General features: G+C 65.3%; 18 protein-coding genes and 1 pseudogene. 8 read left to right on the top strand and 11 right to left on the bottom strand.

The window, feature by feature from the left end; translation table 11 throughout:
• Nucleotides 1-5 precede the first annotated feature (5 nt).
• Both A37U_RS52125 and A37U_RS46510 read right to left on the bottom strand, forming a co-directional pair.
• Entirely contained in the window at nt 6-149 is a 144-nt protein-coding gene (locus A37U_RS52125; protein WP_020500071.1) for a hypothetical protein, read from the bottom strand.
• A gap of 128 nt (nt 150-277) precedes the next feature.
• Complete coding sequence (locus A37U_RS46510) at nt 278-1,147, bottom strand: IclR family transcriptional regulator (protein WP_240437749.1); 870 nt, start codon at nt 1,145-1,147, stop codon at nt 278-280.
• Nucleotides 1,148-1,214: 67 nt separating this feature from the next.
• Here A37U_RS46510 and A37U_RS0132565 point away from each other — a divergent pair, with 67 nt between their 5' ends.
• The 3 genes from A37U_RS0132565 (at nt 1,215) to A37U_RS0132555 (ending at nt 4,784) form a co-directional block, all read left to right on the top strand.
• Entirely contained in the window at nt 1,215-2,513 is a 1,299-nt protein-coding gene (locus tag A37U_RS0132565) for a cytochrome P450 (RefSeq protein ID WP_240437748.1), read from the top strand.
• A gap of 592 nt (nt 2,514-3,105) precedes the next feature.
• A complete protein-coding gene (locus tag A37U_RS0132560; protein ID WP_020500864.1) occupies nt 3,106-4,305 on the top strand; it encodes a hypothetical protein in 1,200 nt (399 codons plus the stop codon).
• A 104-nt stretch (nt 4,306-4,409) separates the two neighbouring features.
• Entirely contained in the window at nt 4,410-4,784 is a 375-nt protein-coding gene (locus A37U_RS0132555) for a nuclear transport factor 2 family protein (protein ID WP_020500863.1), read from the top strand.
• A 1,041-nt stretch (nt 4,785-5,825) separates the two neighbouring features.
• On the opposite strand, the gene A37U_RS46505 is transcribed toward A37U_RS0132555, so the two are convergent.
• The 6 genes from A37U_RS46505 to A37U_RS0132520 form a co-directional block, all read right to left on the bottom strand.
• Nucleotides 5,826-6,926: an alpha/beta hydrolase gene (locus tag A37U_RS46505; protein ID WP_020500861.1), complete on the bottom strand. Its 1,101-nt coding sequence runs from the start codon at nt 6,924-6,926 to the stop codon at nt 5,826-5,828.
• Between the two features lie 27 nt (nt 6,927-6,953).
• A complete protein-coding gene (locus A37U_RS46500) occupies nt 6,954-7,796 on the bottom strand; it encodes an SDR family NAD(P)-dependent oxidoreductase (protein WP_083934121.1) in 843 nt (280 codons plus the stop codon).
• Between the two features lie 227 nt (nt 7,797-8,023).
• Nucleotides 8,024-9,748: a class I adenylate-forming enzyme family protein gene (locus tag A37U_RS0132535; RefSeq protein WP_020500859.1), complete on the bottom strand. Its 1,725-nt coding sequence runs from the start codon at nt 9,746-9,748 to the stop codon at nt 8,024-8,026.
• A 118-nt stretch (nt 9,749-9,866) separates the two neighbouring features.
• The gene (locus A37U_RS0132530) at nt 9,867-10,817 is read right to left on the bottom strand and encodes a winged helix-turn-helix transcriptional regulator (RefSeq protein ID WP_026197837.1); all 951 of its coding nucleotides are present in this window, start codon (nt 10,815-10,817) and stop codon (nt 9,867-9,869) included.
• Nucleotides 10,818-10,885: 68 nt separating this feature from the next.
• Nucleotides 10,886-12,409, bottom strand: coding sequence for a carotenoid oxygenase family protein (locus A37U_RS0132525; RefSeq protein ID WP_040589380.1), 1,524 nt, complete (start codon nt 12,407-12,409; stop codon nt 10,886-10,888).
• Nucleotides 12,410-12,435: 26 nt separating this feature from the next.
• Nucleotides 12,436-13,659: an acetyl-CoA acetyltransferase gene (locus A37U_RS0132520; protein ID WP_020500856.1), complete on the bottom strand. Its 1,224-nt coding sequence runs from the start codon at nt 13,657-13,659 to the stop codon at nt 12,436-12,438.
• Between the two features lie 125 nt (nt 13,660-13,784).
• Between A37U_RS0132520 and A37U_RS0132515 the strand changes: the two genes are divergently transcribed.
• Together A37U_RS0132515 and A37U_RS0132510 are read left to right on the top strand one after the other, a co-directional pair.
• Complete coding sequence (locus A37U_RS0132515) at nt 13,785-14,996, top strand: acetyl-CoA C-acyltransferase (protein ID WP_020500855.1); 1,212 nt, start codon at nt 13,785-13,787, stop codon at nt 14,994-14,996.
• A gap of 133 nt (nt 14,997-15,129) precedes the next feature.
• Nucleotides 15,130-16,071 (top strand): NAD(P)H-dependent flavin oxidoreductase, encoded by a 942-nt coding sequence (locus A37U_RS0132510; protein ID WP_020500854.1) that lies wholly within the window; start codon nt 15,130-15,132, stop codon nt 16,069-16,071.
• Nucleotides 16,072-16,387: 316 nt separating this feature from the next.
• Here A37U_RS0132510 and A37U_RS0132505 read toward each other — a convergent pair whose 3' ends face one another.
• The 3 genes from A37U_RS0132505 to A37U_RS52120 all read right to left on the bottom strand — a co-directional run bounded on the left by A37U_RS0132505 (nt 16,388) and on the right by A37U_RS52120 (nt 19,854).
• Entirely contained in the window at nt 16,388-16,723 is a 336-nt protein-coding gene (locus A37U_RS0132505) for an MFS transporter (protein ID WP_157183165.1), read from the bottom strand.
• A 318-nt stretch (nt 16,724-17,041) separates the two neighbouring features.
• Nucleotides 17,042-18,379 (bottom strand): MFS transporter, encoded by a 1,338-nt coding sequence (locus A37U_RS0132500; RefSeq protein WP_020500852.1) that lies wholly within the window; start codon nt 18,377-18,379, stop codon nt 17,042-17,044.
• Nucleotides 18,376-19,854, bottom strand: coding sequence for a membrane dipeptidase (locus A37U_RS52120; RefSeq protein WP_240437747.1), 1,479 nt, complete (start codon nt 19,852-19,854; stop codon nt 18,376-18,378). The genes A37U_RS0132500 and A37U_RS52120 overlap by 4 nt, the downstream gene beginning before the upstream one ends.
• Before the next feature lie 112 nt (nt 19,855-19,966).
• Between A37U_RS52120 and A37U_RS0132490 the strand changes: the two genes are divergently transcribed.
• The 3 genes and pseudogenes from A37U_RS0132490 to A37U_RS46485 all read left to right on the top strand — a co-directional run.
• A complete protein-coding gene (locus A37U_RS0132490) occupies nt 19,967-20,884 on the top strand; it encodes a LysR family transcriptional regulator (protein WP_083934119.1) in 918 nt (305 codons plus the stop codon).
• Nucleotides 20,885-21,319: 435 nt separating this feature from the next.
• A complete protein-coding gene (locus A37U_RS46490) occupies nt 21,320-22,099 on the top strand; it encodes a RelA/SpoT domain-containing protein (protein ID WP_020500849.1) in 780 nt (259 codons plus the stop codon).
• A 482-nt stretch (nt 22,100-22,581) separates the two neighbouring features.
• Nucleotides 22,582-22,788, top strand: a pseudogene (locus A37U_RS46485) (IS701 family transposase); the annotation flags it as partial.

Genomic DNA, 22,788 nt, shown 5'->3' with positions numbered 1-22,788 from the left:
CGACGTCAGCCTGACGCAGCCACTTCTCCCAACGTCATCGGATGGACCCCAAAGTCACTGGCGACCTGCTCGATCGTCACGCCCGACTCGCGGTTGCGGGCGACCCGGACAACATCCTCACGAAACTCGCGCGGGTAGGGCTTGGGCACAGCAACATCCTTTCAGCCTGCACATCAGCAAGCAATCTCAGATGTCACAGATCCCTTCAGCAGCCCCTTCGATCAGCGCTTCGGGTTTAGGGTCGGTCCAGGTGGTGCGGTACTCGGTGACCCGGCGATCAGGTGCCGTCATTGTGGGTGCTTGCTTTCTCCGGGGGGTTGGCTGAGAGTCTTTGTGCGGCGTTGAGTAGCTCGCGAATGTAGTGGTCGCGGTCGCTTTTCGCTACAGCAGGGTGCAGGGGACCGATCTGCAGTTCGTAGGCGGCCCGGCCGCGCTCGTCGAGCACCGGCGCGATCAGGTAGCTGACCGGAAGCGCGTCGTCGATGTTGAGCTCTGCGGTGGTGTACGCATGTCCGCTGAGTGCAAGGAGTAGACCGAACACGCGCTCACGCAACGCGACGCGGGTGGGATGTTCGGCCAGGAGCTCGACGACTTGAGCCAGCACGTCGAGAACCTCCTGGTCCGATGCGCCAAGCTGGAACACGGCGTAACCGGTTCGCCTGATCTGGGCGAGCAGCCGTTCGTGGGTCGGGCGGTCGGACTCGGGTGCACTGGCAAGCCAGGCGTCTTGCTGTGTCGGGTCCGCGTGGGCGATCACGGCTGCACCCGCCGGTGCACGCAGCGGCAACCGCGCGCCGACGTCAACACCAGGCGGCATCCGACCGTTACCTCGGGTCATAGACACGAACGTCATCTGTCCAGCACCGACGAGGCTCAGCGATGCACCGCAGCCCACTCGCCCGGCGAGCACATCGAGCTCAGCGGACACGGCATCGGACACTGACAGCGTGTGCCGCACCGCCTCGGCAACGCCAATCAGTCCGGCGCCGAGCACATAGTCGCGGTCGGGCCGTCGCCGTACCCACCCGGCGGTCTCGAGCGACCCCAGAATGGCGGTCGCCGTCGACCGGTTCAGCTCCAGCTTGGCCGTAACCTCGGCGACCGAGCATCCTCGCGTGCTCGCCGCAAGCAGCTCGACAATGCCCACCACACGCTCAGTCGGGGGAGATCCTCCTCCCGGTTTCGGTTTACCGGGAGTTTCTTGCACGGACATCTTGTCGGGAGTCACGCGACCTCCTACCATCATTGCACCAAAATTCGTCACTACCTTGACGAATAATCGTCATTCTACGAGGAGTGTCGCTATGACGAAAGCCCGGGCCCTCGACTCGCTCGACATCGAAGGGGTCGATTTCGCCTTCGATGACATCCCCGACCTCCATCACATGCTTTCTCGGCTGCGAAGCGCGAAGCCGTACGCGATCGTGCCATTCGGAGGAATCAACGGGGTGCTGTTGCTCACAGAACAACTGGTGGCCGCGGCGTTCCGGGACGAAAACACCTTCCCTGCCAAGGCAATCTATCCGCGCTCGACCGGTGCGGTGCTCGGGCACACGTTGCAGTGCATGACCGGCCGCGAGCACCGCATCAACAAGGCATTGGTGTCCCCGCCGTTCCGCCGGCTGGTCGCTGCCGCGCTGTGCGAGCCGATGATCAAGCCAATCGTGCATGAGCTCATCGACGCCTTCGCCGACCGTGGTAGCGCCGACCTTGTCGCCGAGTTTGCCAACCCGCTGCCGGTGCGGGTGATCTCGGCGCTGCTCGGGGTCCCGAAGGGCGACGCGGCGGAGATGGCCCGGTGGGCGCATGACCTGTTCAACTACCCGCACGATCCCGACGGTGCGCTGCAGGCTTCCCGCGAGTTCACTGAGTACATCACCCCGGTGTTGGCCGAACGCCGCGCCGAGTCCGGCGATGACCTGATCTCGAGGCTGGTCGGTCAGGAGGTCGAAGGCGAGCAGCTCAGTGACGAACAGATTCTCGCCTTTCTGCGGCTGTTATTCCCCGCTGGCGCCGACACCACTCATCTCATCCTCGGCAGCCTGCTGTCCGCGCTGCTCACTCATCCCGACCAGCTCGAACAGGTCCGAACCAATCCAAACGAAGAGATCGAATGGGCGATCCAAGAAGGCCTGCGCTGGGAGGCGCCAGTCGCGCTGCTACCCCGATTCTGTCCGGACGCGGTCACGTGGCAGGGGATCGAGATCCCCGCCAACACCCCGATGGTCTTCGCGATCACCGCGGCCAACCGTGATCCGGTCAAGTACCCCGAGCCCGACCGGTTCGACATCACCCGCCGGGTGAAGCCCACGACCGCATTCGGCGGCGGACCCCATTCCTGTCTGGGCAACTGGCTGGCAATGACCGAGCTACATGCCGCGCTTGAGGTCCTGCTGGAGCGGCTTCCCGATGTGCACCTACAGGCCGATACCGAGACCGACGCACAGGTGACCAGCCAGATCGGGACTGCGCTACGCGGCCCCAACGCACTGCACGTGGAATGGAATGCCTGACGCAGGGCCCACATGATCACCGTCCTGGCGCACCAACACGTCGTGTTGTGAAGCGTGTTCAAACAACAGTCTCCGTCGGATGCCACACACAGCGGAGTCCGCAACGACGAAACTAGCCCGCATCGAGCCAAGCGCGGCCTCGACTGGTGCGCATGCCTTGCCTGGTAACCCATCGACAGACCAGACAGCGAGCAGGCGCGGCCGGCGCGGTGCGGCGCAATCAGGTCGAAATTCATCGCCGACATTGTTTACGCGTTGGGGGCCAGACCGCCCGATCGTCCAGCGCCACAATATCTGTCCCAGGAGCGACCACGTGAAAACGTACCCCTCGCTGCGCCGTCGTGCGTGTATCGGCGCACTCGTCGTCGCAGCCCTATTAGGCGCGAATGGTGCCGCCGCAAACGCGCAAGGCAGGTTCGAGCCGCGCCCCCTTCCCAACCCGGCGCTCGGGCCTACGGGGACCGCAACACAGCACGGGGATTCCCGGTCATCGGACACAACTGCCTACCGCGGTCCCGGTGTTCGACCAATCAGCTCCACGTTCACAGAGTTGAGCGCGACTTGCGCGAGCATCCTCGCCGGGAGGGACGGTGTGCTCCAGGCCCTCTGCAACACCAACGGCGACCTCACGCCGACCGTACACCTCCTCGAGCCGAACACGGGGGCCTCTCTGGCCACCCTCGCCCTGCCCAAGGGCGGGTTGTTCGGCGGAGTCTATGGCTACCTCGACGACGCCGACCGTATGGTCGTCGTCGATGGAGGGTCCAATCTCGTCCGCATCGCCCACGATCGCGGAGGCCCGAATCATTCGTGGCGGCTATCCATCACCCAGTCGACGCCAATCCAGCAGACCGTCGAGCAGTTCTGTGGCTCCCCCGGCTGCGATCGGGTCAGCTCCCTGATGCCCGACTATTCCGGCAAGGTCTGGTTCGCCACCGCAGGTGGGTCCGCCGGCATCGTAGACACCACCACTGGCGTAAGCCACGCGATCAAGCTCGGGACGGACGAACAGGTAGCCAACAGTATCTCGACGGCGCCGCAGGGCATGTCGGTAGCCACCGACCATGCGCTCTATCAGCTTGACCTCGACCCCGACGGCAAGCCACGGATCCTGTGGCGCCAGTCGTACGACCGCGGCCCGGCCCGCAAGCCCGGCCAACTCAGCCACGGAACCGGCGCCAGCCCCACTTACTTTGGCCCTCAAGACGGAGCCGAATACGTGGCGATCACCGACAATGCGGCCCCGACCGAAAAGCTACTCGTCTACGACACCACGGACGGAAACCTGATCTGCTCGGTGCCCGCTAGCAACGGCACCGAGATCTCCCCGGTCGGATCGGGTAACAGCGTGTTCGTCGCCTCCACCTACGGCTATCCCTACCCGGCGCTACCGGCAGGCGCCGAACCCAGCGTGCCCCCCAGCGCAGACTTCACCGGCGGCATGGGCCGCATCGACGTCCAACCGAACGGCAGGGGCTGCGCGACCACGTGGACGAATCACGTCCGCTCGACCGCTGTGCCCAAGCTCTCCCTCGAGGAGAACAAGATCTACACGATCTCCCGCATCGCACCCAACGACCGCACTCTCCCCCGGTCCGGGGACCGCTATGCCTATACCGTCATCAACGCCCGAACCGGGCAGGTCGAATCGACCCAGCCAATCGGCAGCGGCTCCAGCGCCAACACGCTCCAGCTCGCTGGCAACATCACTCGAAACTCGGTGTTATTCCAAGGCACCGTCAGCGGCATCTACCGCATCGAGACAATCTCAGCTCGTCACCGTAGTCCCTGAACGGTATGGACACTCAGCTCGTGGAAAACCGCCGGTATCGTCGGCTCCAACACCATCTCCAACCAGAATGTAAGCAGACCACACCGAAAGTACGGAGGAGCCCGATGCCCTCAGCCGACACGATCAAGGCATCCGTCCGCGACTACCTGGACGCCGTAGCGAACGGGACATCCGCCGACATCGCGGCGCACTACACCGAGAACGCGACGCTGGAGGATCCGGTAGGTAGTCCCGAGTACCAGGGACGGGCCGTCATCCAGGAGTTTTACTCCACTATCGCAGGGACACGCCGGCAAACAGAATTGCTCGCGATCCGGGTCGCCGATAACAGTGCCGCCTTTCATTTCCGGATCCGGACCGAAACACCAGACGGTACAAGCGAGATCGAGCCGATCGACGTCATGACCTTTGACGAAGACGGTCATATCACAGGAATGCGCGCTTACTGGAGCCCTGACGACCTCCGCACCCTTCCCTGATCGGTCCTGGGGTGGTCTTTGTTCGGAAGGCTGGACACGTAACTGGATACCGAGCTGCCGACTTGTCAGGGGACTACAGGTTGGGCGGGCTGGATGATCACTGACCGTAGTTCGCCGGAGCTGCTGGGGCGAATTCGCTCGTGAGCGCGTACGGGTTCGGCTCTGGCGCACTCGTGATGAGTGTTGCTGCTTGGCGTGTTGTGGTCCGAGGACGTGAACGATCATTGATCATCCTGACTGCGCGCATCCGAGAGTCGCCGTCCACATGGACTCGTCGTGCGCACCGAGCGAATCCCGGCCGAGGCTCCTCTCATGTGAGCACGAGCCAGCCGCGGGTGCCGTCGACTTCCAGGCGTTGGTGCGTGGCGAGGACTGGTACGGCCCGGGAGGTGTCCACCACACGCACGGGGCATCCATCCGTCGATGACGTGCCGGCGAGCCCGGAATACGGGCGGGCTGGATGGCGTACCCGCCAACGGCGCCGACCGCACCAGTCACGCCGGGCGAGGCGAGGGTGCCACAGCGCGGACTGGACCACCAGTTCGTTCCTCGGCAGCGTCGGAGCTTCGACGGCAGAGGTCCCGTCGGGGATCGCGGCTGCCGAGGGTCGGGGACCACCACGTACTCCGCCGGCACGACCGCAGCGGTCGACGCGGGTTGACGATGGACGACCCGCGTTCATCGACGCGCCAGATGCTGCCCTCGCCGACTGCGTCGGCCGGGTTGACCGCGGCTGCGGTCGTGCGGATGCCGATCTCGGCGGGGCAGGTGCCGACGTGGTCAGTTCGACGCCGCAAGGCCTCGGGACTACCGGTGTGAGAAAAGGGGTGGCGTAGCTGTCAGTGCTGCCGGGTTCGATGGGACTTGGCGAGGACGGCTCCTTTCCGAGTCGCGTGGTAGCCAAGCCGGGAACGCGCGAGACCGGACGATCAGGCTGTATGAGTCGCGATCGTTGACTTTGAGGCCGGGTGTGCCGGCGTAGACGACGCCGGGCTGCGGCTCGCCCGGTCGAGGTTGCTGGGCGGTCAGGCTCACTGGCGGTCACGGTGCCGAGATACTGTTGAGCCAGCGCAGCGATGCCGAGAAGAACGCGGGGGCATTGCGTTGCACGTTCATCATGTGTCCGGCGTCTGGGAGTACGAATGTGTCGAATCGTGGTGTCGAGGTGAACATCGGCGCCTCGCGTGTGCGGACTGTGGCGGCGTTCGGACAGGGGGTCAGCGGGCCGCAGAAGATGCTGTCGTTCTGCCCGGTGGCCAGCAGGACGGGCGCGGTGATGTGCTGGGTCAGCGGGGGCAGGATGGTTGGCACGACGGTGACTTCCTCGGCGAGCGAGCCGGTCTGGGCGTGTTGCTCGTCGAGGGCGAGCAGTGTGGTGTCGGCGTTGTTGGTGTCGACTAATAGGTTCTTGTGAGCGTGGGGTAGGGGAGCGACGTAGCCGAGTGGCAGGTTTGGGAACCGGGGGTCGAGTTGGGCTGGCAGCGCTGTGAGGATGACTCCCGGGGTGCCCAGCCAGAGGGGCGTGTGCATCCAGCCGGACAGGATCAGCGCGTCGACGTCCTGGTAGCGGGACGCTTCGGTCTGTGCGACCGCGGAGCCGAGAGAGTGTCCGACGAGGACAACCTTCGAGAACCGGGTGCCGCCGATCGTACCGGCCCGTAGCGCCTGCGTCGTCTGGTGCACGGTCCAGGCGTGGTTCTCGACGGTGAGCTCTGCTGCGGGCGGATGGCTGCTGGCGCCCGCGCCGAGGCGGTCGATGGTGAATGTCGCGTAGCCGGCCCGGGTCATCGCTTGCACGTAGGAGTACCGGTTGGGCTGGTACGACGGGTCCCAGTAGGTGTGGTCCAGGGTGAATCCGTGCACCAGCAGCTGCACCGTTTTGCCGGTGGTGGGGCCGATCGCGCATAGCCAGCCGGCGATCCGCTGGTCGGTCGGGGAGCCTGCATGGACGCTGACCGGGAGGTCGTAGCGGTGACAGGTGGGAGCCGTTTCGACAGCCCCGGCCGATGGGGTGAGGCCCAGTAGTGCGACCAGTGCGAGCACCAGCGTGGTGACACGCCGGGCCCGGTCGCTCCGCTTGGGTCGTCGTCGCCCGATGTTGTGTTGTGTGGTTTTCCGGGCGTGTGATGCGATGCGGTGCACGTCGTTGTGCCTCCTTGTCATCGAGAGTTATCGGGTGTCTTCGGTGATCAACTTCCACGTGTTCTCGGCGTCCCCGGAGGTGTTGGCGGTGAACCATCGGGGGAATCCGCGCAGAGTCTGGCCACCATCGACCAGCAGCGCCGCCCCGGTGACGTAGTCGGCTTCTTCACTGGCCAGGAATGTGATCACCCGCGCGATCTGCTGCGGACGGCCGATAGCGCCGGTCGGGGTGTTGTGTTCCATGATCTGCCGCATCTGCCCGCCTGCCACGTTCAGCAGACTGGTGGTCATGCCAGTCTCGACAACGCCGGGGCAGACAGTGTTCACCCGGATCCCGAGCGGGCCGAGCTCGTCGGCCATGCAGCGCGCCAGCATTTCCACCCCGGCCTTGGTGGCGGCGTAGGCGCCGAACATGGGCGTGGAGTGCACCGCGGCGCTGGAGGCGTTGAGCACGATCGCCCCGCTACCGTGGGCCGCCATCCGCCGGGCTGCGGCCTGCACTACTAGGAAGGTGCCTGTCAGGTTGACATCCACGTGCCTGCGCCAGTCGGTCAAGTCTTGGTCGAGGATTCCCGCTACGCGCCCGTACCCGGCGTTGGCGACACAGATATCGAGTCGATCGCCGATCGTGTCGGTGAACAACCGCTGGATGGACGCCGGGTCAGCCTGGTCGAAGCCGCACGATACTGCGTCCAGCCGGTCGGCTCGCAGCGCGTCAGCCGCGGACCGCGCACCCGCCTCGTCCCGGTCGGCCAACACCACTCGTGCGCCGGCGCTTGCCAGCGATTCGGCCACCGCCTGGCCGATGGCGCCCGCCGCCCCGGTAACTAGGGCGGTCTTTGCCTCTAATGCCCCTGCGGCGATGTTCATCGCTGACTCCTCGCGGTGTCGTGCTGCTTCTTCGGCTGGCTGCTGGCTGGACCCAGCGGTGTGAACGGATCGGTCCGGTCGGTCTCGCGGCGAAAACCTGGCATGAACCGCTAGATAAGTCCCGCCTTTCGTTGGTTCTCCACCGGACCGGCAGCCTTGCGGCCGGTCCGGGCGCTGATGGCAGCTGACCGTGTGGCGTGCCGGTTCCTCGTCGCGGTGGCTTGTACTTAGCCGCCCGTTGGTATCCGCAGTTCACGCTTGAGTAGCTTGCCGACCGGGTTGCGCGGCAGTGCCGGGCGGATATCGAGGCGCTCGGGCAGCTTGAACGAGGCGATGTGCTTGTTCCTCAACCAGGCCACCAGCTCGTCCAGGCTCAGCTGCGTGCCCGGATGCAGCACGACGATCGACGCTACGCGTTCTCCCATCGTCTCGTCGGGGTCGCCGATGACGGCGACCTCGGCGATGGATGGATGGTCGAGGATGAGGCTCTCGAGCTCGGCGGGTGCGATGTTCATGCCGCCGCGGATGATCAGGTCCTTGGTGCGATCAAGGTAATGCAGGAACTCACCGTTTTCTCCGGCGATCTCGAATATCTCACCGGTCTTGAGGAAGCCGTCCTCGTCGAATGCGTCCGGGAGCGACTCGTGATCGAGGTAGCCGGCGAAGAGCATCGGCCCGGCGATGCGGAGTTCACCGGAGTGGCCAGGTTCGGTGACCTCCTTGCCGGTCTCGACGTCGACGAGCCGGACTCGGGTCCACTTCGAACTCCGGGACGACCACTCGCGGTCGGTGTGCCCGTAGTTGGGGAAATACTGTGCCCGCAGCTGCGGGTCTGGGAAGTCGTCGGTGTTCGACAGCAGGCCGATCCCTTCGTTGCTGCCGAAGAAGTTGATCACCCCGATGCCGAAACGCTCTTGCCAGCCGCGCACCATCGGCACCTGTAGCGGTACCGACCCGGAGCCGAGCCGGGTCAGGTTGGACAGGTCGACCGTGCCGAGCAGCTCCTCGTCGTTGAGTAGCCGCCACAACAGGGTCGGTGGCGCCAGGGTGTAGGTGACTCGTTCCTGGACGAGCTGGTCGAACAAGGTGGCCGGGTCGAACGGGTGATGCTGGACCAGGGTGCTGCCGGTCCTCAGCCACGGCAGCAGCATGCCGCAGATACCGGCCATGTTGATCATGGGGAACATGTTCAGCAGTACGTCGTCCGTGGTTACCTTCGGTGCCTCGATCGTCGCCCAGGCGAAGCACAGCCAGTCGTAGTGTGCGCGCAGAACTCCCTTGGGCTCGCTTTCGGTGCCCGAGGTCCACGCGATGGTCACGCAGTCGTTGGGGTCGTTGGGGTGTGCGGCGCGGTAGGCATCGACGCGTTGGCGGTCTTCCTCCGTGGCCGCTGCGGGGGCGAGGTCGAGAACGCCTTCGGGTGCGTCGGGGGGCCGTTCGGTCGGGTCGCCGAAAGCGACAACGTGGTGCAGCGACGGGATCCGCTCGCGCACGGCCAGCGCTTCGGCCGCGGGGCGACGATCGCCGAAGCGGTGACAGGTGACCAGGGCGGTGCAGCCTGCCTTGTCGGCCATGGTGACCACCTCGTGCTCGCGGTACTGCATGGCCAGCGGTGACACGACCGCGCCGATGGTCCAGGCCGCGAGGTAGGTCTGCACCAGCTCGATGCCGTTCGGCAGCTGCATTCCGATGACATCACCGCGGCCGATTCCGCGTTCGAGCAGCCACGCGGCGGTGCGCGTGACCTCCGTGTCGAGTTCTGTCCAGCTCATCCGCCGGGGAGTCGAGCCCACCAGCGACGGGCGGTTGGTCGGGTCCACGATCGCCGGCGAGTCACCGCGGGTGCGCACCTGTTCCCGGAAGACGCCATCGATCGTCTCGTTCGTCCAGTAGCCCGCTTCCAGATACCTGCGGACCTTCGTTGTGGGATGCAGTCCGTGGATTCCGTCCATCGTCTGCCCGCTCCCTCGACCCTCGTACTTCAATTAGCAGTGTGAAGGACACTACTACAGCAAAAAGAGTTTGCATACAAGCGGCCTGGAATGAGGTTTTTCGCGGTGTTGGCGAGGGCTAGTCGCGATGCAGTTCGGCGGTGGAAGGCTGCACGTCTCGGCCGCGCACGCGATGGCCGCACTGGTCGCAGTTGAGGATCGCCCGGAACTCCTGTTGGCACTCCGCGTGCACTTGGACTAGTGCCGGGCCTTCCGGGGCGTGGTACCAGCGCTCGGCCCAGGCCAGCAGCAACATGATGACCGGGAAGAAGGCTCGTCCTTTTTCGGTCAGCCGGTAGGCCACCCAGTCAGTCCGCTTGTCGTTGCGTGCCGGGGTGAGCACGCCTTGCTCGGTGAGCAGTTGCAGCCGCTCCGCCACGAGGCTGGGTGGGGCGCCCAGGGCCGATTCGAATTCGGAGAACCGGTGTAGCCCGAGGAAGGCGGCGCCGATCATCGCGGAGGACCATCGGTTGCCGAATATCGCCATGGTCTCGGGAAAGAAGGAGGCCTCCGCTTGGCGGCCGCTACGCCTGCGGGTGATCGCCTCCGGGCTCGACCTCGCCCAGGAGCCGCTGGGGCCCCACTGGGTGTCGACGTCACGCGGTTCGACGGGCTTTTCGCAGGATGAGCAGGCCAGCAGCGGGCGGAACGGCAAGCCGCACACGGTATGGGTCATCGTGGGCAGGGATGCTTTCTGCCGGGGCACCCAGTTCCGTTCCCAGTCCCAGATGGCGAGCAGGATCGACCAGACCGAGCGCCCCCGCTCGGTCGGCCGGTATTCCGCGCGGATGGGATTGCGCTGGTAGACGTAGTGTGCCAGCAGGCCTTCGGTCACCAGGGTGCTCAGTCGTGAGGTCAGTACCGAGTTGGAGATCGGGAGCTGGTCGAGGAAGTGGGTGTAGCGGGTGGTCCCGAGCAGTGCCCGCTGCAGGATGAGAACGGTCCATTCGTCGCCGAGCAGCCCCAGCGCGCGGCCCAACGCGTTTGGACCACCCGTAGGCAGGACGGTCGGCTCATCCCTAGTACCCATTCGTCACTCCTGCGTCGTGGCGAACTGAGTCTAATCGGCGTGCCACGCCCCCAGCCGGACCGGGGCGTTCACAGGCCGAGCGCTTCCGCTGGATCGTCCTGGGTGCGCCAGCGGCGCAACTGTTCGCCAGGAGCCCACGTCGCGTGCGTACCGCTGGAAATCCGCTCCGGCAGTCTCAGCTTGCACACTGGCCCGTCGGCGACCCGGGAGGCATCGAATACCAGGCAGTAGGACGCATCGGCACCCATGTCGGTGGTGAGCGTAACGAGGTAGCCATCGTCCTCGCCGCGGCTTCCGGTGCGTGGGGCCATCGCGGTCTCGCTGCCATAGATCCCGTCGCCGAACGAGTACCTGTCTTCGGTGCCGCTGCGTAGGTCGTGGCGCACCAGACCGTCGAAAAGGAACCAGCCTGGCTTACCGCTGGCGGCGTAGATGTAACGGTAGTCCTTGGTCAGGCAGCTGGCGTTGACCGTGCCGAACTCGGTGATGTTGTCGCTGAGTGTCTCCTCCTTGACCAAGCCCGTGTTCATGTCCAGTCGCCACCGGTGCAGCCGGGACTGCATCCGGTCGAGCGCGAGGAACCGGAAGGCACGCTCCCATCGAGATCCGGCCCCGGTATCAGCCGGTTCCGGATCACCCTGGAAGAACCCGTCAAGCACGATCTGGTCGCCGTCCTCGTAGGCATTGACGAAGTGCAGCACATAGGTCGGATCCGCTTCGAACCAGGTGATGTCCGCGGTGGATCCCCGGCGCGGGAGCACCGCGAAACGGGACGGGATATCGCGGTGAAAGCGGGCCACGTGGGCGTCGTGCCGGAGCGCCTCGGGCTCCCAGAACAGTGGTAGATCATTGAGGATCGCATAGTTCTCGGTGAACGCCATGTCGTGTGGCAACCGGGGCCCGGGCAGCGGGATGTCGACATAGTGTGCGAGGTTGTTGTTCTCGTCGACGACGCCGTAATGCATGTACGGCGCCTCCTTACTGTAGTTGAAGAACAACAGCTCACCGGTAGTGTCGTCGACCTTCGGATGCGCCGAGACACCCCAGTCAAAGGGGAAACCGCCGTTCCAATTCTCCTTGCCTTCGGTAACCGCGGTATAGGGGTTGAGGCCGTAGAGGTCGCCGCACTGGTAGAAACTGGTCAGCGCCGTCCCCCGGCGCACGATCACATCCGTGCTCGAGGCGTCCTTCATCCGACGCCGCGCTCCCCAGCCATCGGTACGTACCGAACTGCCTGGGCGCTCGGCCAGGCCCGCCCACAAAGCTCGACCGGCCTCCTGCTCGGCCAAGAAGCCGTCGGTACGGATAAAACGGTTGCGGTAGAACGCTTTACCGTCGCGGAAGCCGACGACGTGCACCATGCCGTCGCCGTCGAATGGGTGGTAGTTTTTCATCGCTGGATGCACTGGGTTCTCGGTGTTGCGCAGGTACACGCCGTCCAAGTCGGTCGGCACCGCACCCTCGACGAGCTCGAGGTCGTCGGCCTTCCACTCGGCGGTCTGGGGCCGCCACGGCCCGGTCCGATAGGGATGCTCATCGTCGGTCGGGAGGGTGGACAGCATCCGCCCCACGATCTCCATGTCTGTAGCCATCTCGGTCTCCTTGTTTGTTCGCCGAATCAGCCCTGGTGTACCTGGTCGACAATCAGGCTGACCGTCGTCGCGGTGCTCCCGCCAAAGTTCAGCGTCGCGAAGGTCTGTGCCCCCTCGATCTGGTAGTCGCCGGCGATGCCACGTACCTGCTTGGCCGCGTCGAGCAGCATCCGAACACCGGACGCGCCGACAGGATGACCGCCACCAATCAGCCCACCGCTCGGGTTGATCGGCAGACGACCGTCTTTTTCGATGTCGCCGTTCTCGATGGCTTTCCACGACTCGCCCGGCGCGGTCAGTCCAATGTGGTCGATGGCGACATACTCGCTGGGCGTGAAACAGTCATGGGTTTCCAGGCCGTCGAGATCGTCCAAGGCGACCTGCGCGCGCTTGAACGCGTCCTCCACGGCGTGTCGCAGGTGCGGCAGCACGTAGTCGTGGCCGCTGGAGTGCTCCAGCTTTTGCTGCAAGCCCAGCCCCACAGTCTTGTGGCCCCAGCCTGCGATCCTGCCCCATGGCTTCGCACCGGGATGCTCGCACAGGTACTGGTCGTTGACCAGCACCACGCCGGCCCCTCCGTCGGTGATCTGGCTGCAGTCGAACCGGCGCACGCGGCCTTCCACCGGCGGGTTGGTCGCATCGTCGGCGGTCCGCAGATTGGGAACCTGCCAATCGCGGGTCTGCGCGTTGGGGTTGTTGCGGCCGTTGTCGAAATTGAGCTGGGCGATGGCGTGCAGATGCTCGTCGCGGATGCCGTAGCGACGGTCGTACTCCTCGGCGACCTTGTCGAACATGTAGGGCCACATGAACTTCGCATCCTGGCCCTCGTAGCCGACCCACGCGGCCGCACCGAGAGTCTGCGCAGCGTCGTCGCCCGGAACTGTCTTCTCTAGCTCGAGGCCCAGCACCAACGCACTGTCGTAGGCCCCCGCACGTAGGTCGGACATCGCGGCGAGTGCGGCGATCGAGCCGGATGCGCACGCAGCTTCGTGGCGAGAGGCGGGAACTTCCCATAGGTCTGGGCACACCGTAGAAGGCATGGCACCAAGCTGGCCCTGGGCGGTGAACAGCTGACCGAAGGCATTCCCGACGTGGATCACCTCGACGTCCGACGCCGCGACCGCCGCCGCTTCCAGGGCGCCGGTGACCACTTCCCGGCTGAGTGCCGCGAAGTCGAGACCTTCGCGCTGGAAGTTACGCGCGAAATCAGTCTGAAACCCTCCCAACACCCAGATGTTCGATTCGCTCATCAGCCCAACTCCTCTCTGGCAGGGCATCACCGGCATGTCTTGCCTTGACCACCACCTTGTACTACAACTATCAGAGTAGCTCCTGTTGGTGAAGTATGAAACCCATGAGACCCGAGGATCCCGGTATGACAGAAGCGCTCATCCTTGACTACGTACGCACCCCTCGTGGTAAGGCCTCCCGGAAAGGGTCTCTGCACGGTCGTACCCCGCTCGAGCTAGTCACGCACCTGCAAGAAGCCCTGGTAGCGCGGACCGGTATCGATCCGGCCACCATCGAGGACGTCGTCCTCGGCTGCGCAGGGCAGGTGGACGAGCAGGGCGGCAACATCGCCCGCACCGCCACACTGCTCGCGGGTTGGGGTGACAAGGTGCCGGGGGTGACCCTGAACCGCTTCTGCGCCTCCGGGGTGGACGCGGTCGGCCATGCCTCGGCCCGCGTCCGCGCAGGCGACTTGTCACTAGCTGTCGCCGGTGGTGTCGAGAGCGTCTCCCGGGTCCCGATGTTCGCCGACCGTGGTCCACTATGGAGCGACCCGGAGACTGTCCGGAGAATCGGCTCGGTGCACATGGGGATCGCGGCGGACCTGAACGCGACCCTGCTGGGCTACACGCGCCAACAGCTCGACGAGTACGGCCTCGAGACCCAGCAGAAAGCGGCCGCCGCATGGGAACGTGGCGCGTTCCGGCGTTCGGTCGTGCCCCTGGCCCGGTCCGGCTCGGCTCTGGGACTCGATCACGACGAGCTGGTCCAACCCGATACCACTATGCAGTTCCTCGCCGGCCTGGAACCGGCCTTCGCGCAGATGGGTGCCGAAGGTCAGGACGCCATCGCGCTGGGGATGTACCCGAAGGCGGACCGCATCACGCATCTGCACACCGTGGGAACCTCCCCGGCGATGGCCGACGGTGCGGCCCTGCTGCTCATCGGTGACGCCCACGCCGCGGAGCGCGCCGGTCTGGCGCCCCGCGGCCGCGTGCTCGCCGCGGCAACGAGCTCGGTCAACCCGGTAGTCATGCTCACCGCGGGCCAATCCGCCGTGGAGAAGCTGATCGAGCGCGCCCGCCTACGTCCGGCTGACATCGACGTGTTCGAGTTCGCCGAGGCATTCTCCGCACTGTGCCTGAAATTCCGCAACGACCTGGACACAGGCCCGGACCGGATGAACCCGAACGGCGGGACGATGGCCATGGGGCACACTTTCGGAGCGACCGGCGCCATCCTTGTTGGCAGCTGCCTGGAGGAGCTCGAACGCCGCGACGCCCGCTACGGGATCGCCGCCGTCAGCGGCGCCGCCGGTCTCGGCGTGGCGGTGCTGGTGGAAAAGCTGGACGCGTGAATGGCCGATCGGCCACGCACTGCCCTGCGGGGCATCGGTGCGGGTGCGCTCATTCCCCGGTCGCATAACCAGTGCACCAGCCGCAAGGCCCCGCGGGAAACATTGCACAATCCATCGACGAAGGAGCCGACCAGTGACCGTGACCGTGCGCCTGCCCGAGATGCGGCTGCCGATGCTGGCCGCCCCAATGTTCCTCGTCTCCGGACCCGAACTGGTCATCGCTGCCGGACGAGCCGGAATAATCGGAGCCTTCCCCAGCCCCAACTGCCGCACCACGGCCGATCTGGACAGCTGGATGGGACAGATCAGTGACAGCCTCGGCCCCGAGGGGCGCTGGGCTGTCAACCTTGTCACCCACCGCAGCAACAGCAGGCTCGACGACGACCTCCGGCTGGTCGACCAATACCGGCCGCCGGTCGTGATCACCGCCCTGGGCTCACCGAAACCGGTGATGGAAACCGTCAAGGGATATGGCGGGCTCGTGATCGCTGACGTGGTCAACGTTGCCCTGGCACAGAAAGCCGTGGCAGCCGGAGTGGACGGCCTAGCCTGCATCAGCGCCGGAGCAGGCGGCCACACCGGACACCTGTCCCCATTCGCCTTCGTCTCGGCGGTCCGGCAGTTCTTCGACGGACTCATCATCGTGGGCGGCGGGATCGCTGACGGGCACGCACTCGCCGGAGCGATCACCGCCGGCGCGGACCTCGCCTACGTCGGCACCCGATTCCTCGCCACCCAGGAGAGCCTGGCAGCGCCGGAATACAAGCAGATGGTGGTCGACCTCGGCATCGACGACATCGAGGTCTCCGCGACCGTCACCGGAACACCGGCCTCCTGGCTACGGCCAAGTCTGCACGCTGCCGGATACGGCCAAACAGGCAACACAGCCCCGCAACGTGACTACGACACCAACGCCGACCCCGCGAAACGATGGAAAGACATCTGGGCGGCAGGCCAAGGCCTCAACTCCATCCAAAACATCCGCTCCGTGAAGGAGACCGTCACCGACATGGAAACCGAGTACCTCGACGCAGTCCAACGTATGTGCGCACGAGTTTCGACGTCGCAGCTGTGACAATGTACTGAACGCAGTTCGCCGGGCCGCCTGGTGAGAGTACAAATTACCGGCCCGTCCTATTAGAAAGGCGTGAGATCCTTCGGTCCTTGCTCATATTTTGGTGAGGTCGGTTATCCGACGAGGATCCTGTGGCAGAAATGTATCCCGGGCGCCCATGCATTTGTCTTGCTTGATAATTTTCGGACAAGCAGGGACGGGGCGATCAGGTGTGGCCGGTGGGTTCAGAGCGTTCGTGACACGTCGCGCGAAGAATGATTACCGAGGAGTCCGCGTTGTTACGTCCGGTCGTGGACTTGCCTCAGGAGGTCTGTTTTCATCTGATTTCCGGAGTGGATGCGGATTGGCGGGGTCGTGGCAGTAGGAAGGCGAACATCAGCCCGGCTGCCGCCGATACTGCGCATACCAGTATCCCCAAGCGGATGCAGGCCTCGCCGTAGAAGGCGCTGCCGCCGCCGATTCGTACTTCACCGGAGCTCAACACGGCGAGCACGATCACTGGAAACACCCCGGCTAGCCCGCCCTGGATCACATTGACCATGCCGGACATCGATCCCTGCAGCTGCGCGGGAACGGTGCAGATCACCAGGTTCGGCACGGCGGTGAGGCTCATTCCCAACCCGCTCTCCTCGATCACGCCGTAGGCGATCATCTCATCGGGGCCGCGGAGTCGGCAGGCGGTGAACACGCAGCCTAACCTCAGCAGTGTGTGTTCGGCGGCATCCGCCGCTTCGGCGGGCCGTACGAGCCCCTGCCATTGGTCGTCTCGAGCGAGAAGCGATCGATGGTGTCCGAGTCGTCTATGCGCACCGCCGTACCGTTCGGGGTCGACCACGGTGGGCGGCTGTGCTCTCGCTGCTCCTGGACGTAGTGAAAGTACAGCCGGTGTGGGTTGCCGGGGTCGGTATCCGTTGCGAGCCGGGAAACCTCGTCCAGAGCGAGGAACCCGGCCAGGTTGGGTCGGCGCGGGTCAGTATGCCGTCTTTTGCCGCGGCGCTGTTCGAGCGCCACTCAACCGGCGACGCCCGACCACGCAGGCGATGGCCGAGATGATGGCGACGGCAGATAGGTAGACGCCGAAGGAGTACTCGCTGCCGGTCTGCGAATTGAGCCAGACCCCCAGGAGAGGGCCGCTGCTGCCGAACACGACGACGGTGGCGTTGTAGGCAAACGATCCGGCGGTGACGCGCACACTGGTCGGGAACATATGCGCAACGGCGAGAGCGGCCGGCACGGCGAGCAGCCCTTTTCCGATGGCGAGAATGACCCCTCCGATGACCGCACCCCAGTAACCGCTCGCGGCAGCGATGAAGGCCGGAACGGCGAGAACGGCGACCGAGACCGAGGAACCCAACAGCAGCCGCTGGGGCCCGACCCGATCCATGACACGGCCACCGACAAGCGCGGCGAAGACGAGGACAGCGTCCGTGATCAGGGTGATCGTGTATGCCGCGCTGCTCGCGAGATGCCCTGGCCCCCGCATGAACGTCGTGAAGTATGAGGACACCGTAGGTGTGATCAGCGCGTACACGGCCACCGCGAAGAAGAAAAGGACCATTGTGCGCCATTGTTGCCGGAACGCGTCGCGCATCGGCGTGGCGTGTCGGCCTTCGTCCTGGCGGGCCGCGGCAAGCTGTTGGAACTGTGGCGTCTCGCCTATCCGCATGCGGACGTAGACACCGAGCGCGCCTAGCGGCAGCGCCAGCAGGAACAGGATGCGCCAGCCCCAGGAGTCGAAATCGGCGCTACCCAACACAGCGGAGACCAGGCTGGCAACCCCCACCGCTACGAGCACACCGACAAACGTGCTGGCGACCAGATAGCTGATATTGCGTGCGCGGGTACGGGCAGAACTGTGCTCATACAGGAAGCTGATCGCCGAACCGTACTCACCGCCCGCGCCGAGGCCCTGCAGCAATCGGCAGGCCAGGAGTAGCACAGGTGCGGCGATGCCGATGGCCGAGTACGTGGGCAGTATGCCGATCAACATGGTGGCGAGGCACATGACGACAATGGTGATCGACAACGATGCCCGCCGTCCCCAGATGTCGCCGATCCAGCCGGTCACCAGACCACCAAGCGGCCGGGTGAAGTATGTCAGGGCGAAAACGGCATAGGTACTCAGTAGCGCCACGGTCTGGTTGCCGTGCGGAAAGAAATGCGACGCCACCGAAGTGGCCACGACACCGTAGACCCCGAAGTCGTACCACTCGGCGAAGTTCCCCGCGACGGCCGCCAGGATCACCCGCGCGCGCGTTCGCCTATCCATGTCGTCGGGGCTGCCCGTGGTGAATTCGGCGGTGCTCATCGGGGAGCCTCCAGATCCTGCCGGCCGATGGTATTGATCGTGCTTCCGGGCCGCGGGCGCTGGACAAGCTCGACCCGAAGGTCGTCCGGTCCCACGGCATAGGCGATGAATCCCCCGCGGTTCCGGCCGGAGTCGATACGGTTGGGGGGCGAGATGAACCGGACTCCGCGGGCACTGCTGAAGCGGTACAGCTCCAGTAGATCGGTCACCTCAAGGGCCAGATGGGCCGACCCCGGTTGGCTGACCCCGGAGAACACCCCAGCTTGTGCTGGTACTAGGTACTGGAGCAGCTGCAGCTCACACCCGTCGCGCTGGCCAGCCGGCACCAGGATGGCGTTGTCCACGACTGCGTCCTCGACGCCCACGGTCTCCCGCGTGTAGGCGTTGTCCTGGATCTGGCGGTGCCGGACGACGAAGCCGAGGTTGTCGGTGAAGAACCTGATCGCGGAGTCCAGGTTCGACACCGTGTACCCAGCGTGCCCGATCGCGGACTCCGGTGCCGTGCCGCTGTCCGCCGGTTCGCCGGTGAACACGGTCTCGAACAGGCGCAGCCAGTTCTCGCCCGCCACCGCAGTGAGGGCAGGTTCGTCGAAGCCGACTGCGCGCAACCCATCCAGGAGAGCCGGGAAGTCGGACGCGGTGCTGAACCAGTCCTGCCAGCGGGGCCAGCTGGCTGCCTCGGGGTCGGGGTTCAACCGGCCGTTTCGCAGAAGCACCAAGTCCGCGTCGCTCCATTCCCTCGACAGATCGCTGCCAAGGGCCACATGGTCGACACCGATCTGGTCGGCCAGGCGCGCAACCATGTCGCAGAACTGTCCCAGGCTGACATTCGGACCGCCGATGAAGTTGGGATAGGTGGTCACCCCCACCACTCCGTCCCGTTCGGCGACAGCGGCCAGGATATCGTCTGGAGTGTTGCGCGGGTGGTCGCAGAACCAGCGCGGATTGGTGTGGGTCAGCGCGATCGCATTGGCCGAGGCATCGATCGCATCGCGAGTGCTGCGGTCTCCGACGTGGGAGCAGTCGACGAGCATTCCCAGTGCGTTCATGCGGGCGACGACCCGTCGGCCGAATGTTGACAGGCCCGTGTCGGACGGCTCCAGACAGCCGCTGGCAACAGCGTTCTGCGTGTTATAGGTGAGCTGCACGACCCGGACGCCGAGCTCGTGGTAAACGTCCAGCAGCCGAGGGTCGTCCTCAATCGGCGCCGTGTTTTGGAACCCAAGGACGACGGCGACCTTCCCGTTCTGCTGGGCGGCGAGCACGTCAGCGCTCGATCGGGCGAGCACCAAACGGTCGGAGTGTCTCGCGAAGCGCTGTCGCCAGTCCATCAGTCCGTCCAGCGTGCGCCGTGCGTCCTCCCATACTGCGCAGGTGGCCTGTACGGCGCTGACCCCGCCCGCGATGAGTTCGTCGAGGACTCGGGGCGTCCAGTTGTTGATCTCGCATCCATCGATCAGTAGCAGCTCGCTCACGTCGCTCCACTTCGGCCAGGACCGCCACCGTGGCGATCGTGTTCCGCCGAGCATGGCGCCGGTCGCTGAGAAGTTGAAGTTCGTTCTGCTTGCATATTGATAAGCTGTACTGATGAGATGGGCGATGGACACCCGGCAGCTGGAGTACTTCGCCGCGGTGGCTGACGAACTGCACTTCGGGCAGGCCGCGGCCCGGATGCACGTGAGCCAACCAGCGTTGAGTCAGCAGGTGCGGGCGCTGGAACGCCGTCTCGGGGCGCAGCTGCTGGAACGGACCACACGGTCAGTGCGGCTGACCCCGCTCGGGCGCGCTGTGCACGAACACGTGCGGGAGCTGCTGGAGCAGCGCGAACAAGCCCTCGACCACATCGATCGGCTAGTGTCCGGCCGCGCAGGCCGGTTGCGCATCGGCTTCGTCCCATCAGCGGCCTTCGACCTGTTGCCCCAGATCATCGCGCCGTTCGGGCGCTCCCACCCGCATGTGGAGCTGCACCTTCGGGAAATGCCCACCATGGACCAGCTCCGAAAGCTCGCCGCGGACGAACTCGACATCGGGTTGGTTCGCGACATCCAGGAGGCACCCGCGGTCCGGTTGATTCCCCTCGTCACCGAGCCGTTGCTGCTCGCCTGTCCCAAAGATCATCCCGCAGCCGCGCATCGTCGCGTGAGGCTGTCCACGTTGTCCGGGGACCGGTTCGTCGTGCTCCCGACCGGGGTCGCCCCAGCCATGTACGCCGTTGTCGAGAAGCTGACCAGGGCAGCCGACGTCAATCTCGAGTCGGCGCTGGTGGCACTCGCCTTCCCTACCACGCTGGGTCTGGTCGCCAGTGGACTCGGTGTTGCCATCGTGCCCGCAGCGGTGCGCACCAACCACCCGCCCGGCCTGGCGTACCGGCCCATCGCAGACCCCGGCGCCGTGTCGCACTTGGCCGCAGCTGTTCCCGACCGACACCATGACCCACTCGTCGAACAGCTCCTTCACACCGCACAGGCCGTCACCAAGTGGACCCCAGGCACACCGACCAGATGAACCGGCGTTCGCCTCGGACAAGGTGCTCGGCGGCCGATGCGACCCGGATCACGACTGGTCAGGGGGTGTTCTGGCGCGCGGTGGTGCGGGCTGCATTCTCCAACCGGATCGTGGATGGAAGTGGTCGGACCGCTGCGACATCGCGCCGGTGTCGGCGCTAGCTACCAATGCGACGTGTTGATGCGCGACGAGTTGCAGCGATATGAACCAGTCCGCGATCAGATGCGACCGATACGCCAGCGACGTCCTGGTAGGTCACAAGCCGGGGCCGCACCAAGACAGTCACTGAACGTTAGTGGTCTTCGAATCTGTAGGTGAAGAGCGAGAGCCGCTTTCGGTTGGGTTCTGGCTGCAAGGTCGGCAGTCCCCGTTGCTTGGTGCAGGGAAACGGTCGGCGGATATCCGCTATCTGCGCCGTCCGCTACGGTCGCAGGCATGGTCACCCGCGTCGTTCCCGAACACCCCAAGAGCGCGGTCGGCCGCGCGAGCATACTCGTCGGCAAGGCCAAGGGTACGTCCGAGGAGCTGGCGGAGGCGCGTGCCGTTCTGAGCAACTTCCGCAGCGCGCACGCCTTCCCGCTGAACGCCGTGACGGTGACCGTCCGACAGAAGGCTCTGGCCGTGAACCCGAACGCGGTGGTCGCACAACGGCTCAAGCGCCTCCCGACCATCCTCGACAAGTTAGCCCGCATCCCGACGATGAGCGTGACGACCATGCAAGACCTGAGCGGCTGCCGGGCCGTATTCGAATCGGTGCAGGAGGTCGAAAGTCTGGTAGTGGTTCTGCGGGACCTGCCGCGATCGCGCAACCGCGTCATCCGCCTCTACGACTACCTTCACGCCGATCCGGGCCCGAAGCACTCCGGCTACCGCGGCGTCCACCTGGCGTACGAATACGGTGCTTCTAAAGCCGAGTATCACGGCCTGCGGATTGAACTGCAGGTGCGCACGCAGTTGCAGCACGCCTGGGCGACCGCGGTTGAGACCATGGACTTGTTCTCAGGCAGCGAGCTGAAGTACAGCAAGGGCGCGGAGGGAGTCATCCGCTTCTTCGTCTTGGTCAGCTCCCTCATGGCCCACGAGGAGGGCACTGCCCCGGTGCCGGGCGCTGAGGCACCTGACACCGAACTGCTCGAAGAGTTGGCGGCCCTCGAGGAGCAACTGAGTATCGTCGGACGGCTCCGCGGCTACGCTGCCATCGTGGGCGACCAGTGACCGCCGCAACGCGCTGACTCTGGAACTGCGGCGCACCGCCGGAGATCGGACAGTCCCGACCCAGCACGCTTCAGTATGTGGCGACCGCGCTCGATCTGTTTGTTCGGCCGACTGCCGCCGTGGCCGGTCTCCGAACGTCCGGACGCTGAGCACGTTTGTGACGCGGTCAAGATCGCTGCCGCGGTGCGTGATGGGCGTAGCAACGTTGCGGATCTGATCGCCCAGCCGCCGGGTCATCCATTCCGCCCGGAGGTTGGCCTCGGCATAGGCAACGATCGACCGCAGGTACGTCTGCTTGTTTGGCGAATCCTCAAGAACCACGTGCAATCATCAGCGACCTGCGAACGGTCGCTGACATGCCCCCGCTGGAATCCGCTTACTCCCATAGCCTTAGTACTGCAACGACAGATCGTTATGTGCTGGGTCGGTGTGTCGGTTAGGCTGGCACGTATCTGTTCTGTAGTTGGTCGTGTGTGTTGGAGATGGTGACGGGCTGGTCTGNGGGTTTTGCGGCGTTCACGGGCCGCTTTGCGGCGCGGTTTTCTCGGGTGGAGTCGCGGCGGCAGATGGTGGCTTATCTGCGGGGTTTGCTGGGTGAGGTGGAGCGTAAGAACGGGTGGACGTTAGCCGAGGCGTCAGGCGCGTCCGATCCGGCGGGTATGCAGCGCCTGCTGAATTTCTATGCCTGG

It is taken from the genome of Sciscionella marina DSM 45152, from assembly GCF_000379465.1.
Classification (GTDB): Bacteria; Actinomycetota; Actinomycetes; order Mycobacteriales; family Pseudonocardiaceae; genus Sciscionella; species Sciscionella marina.
This window is presented reverse-complemented; position numbering and strand designations above follow the sequence as displayed.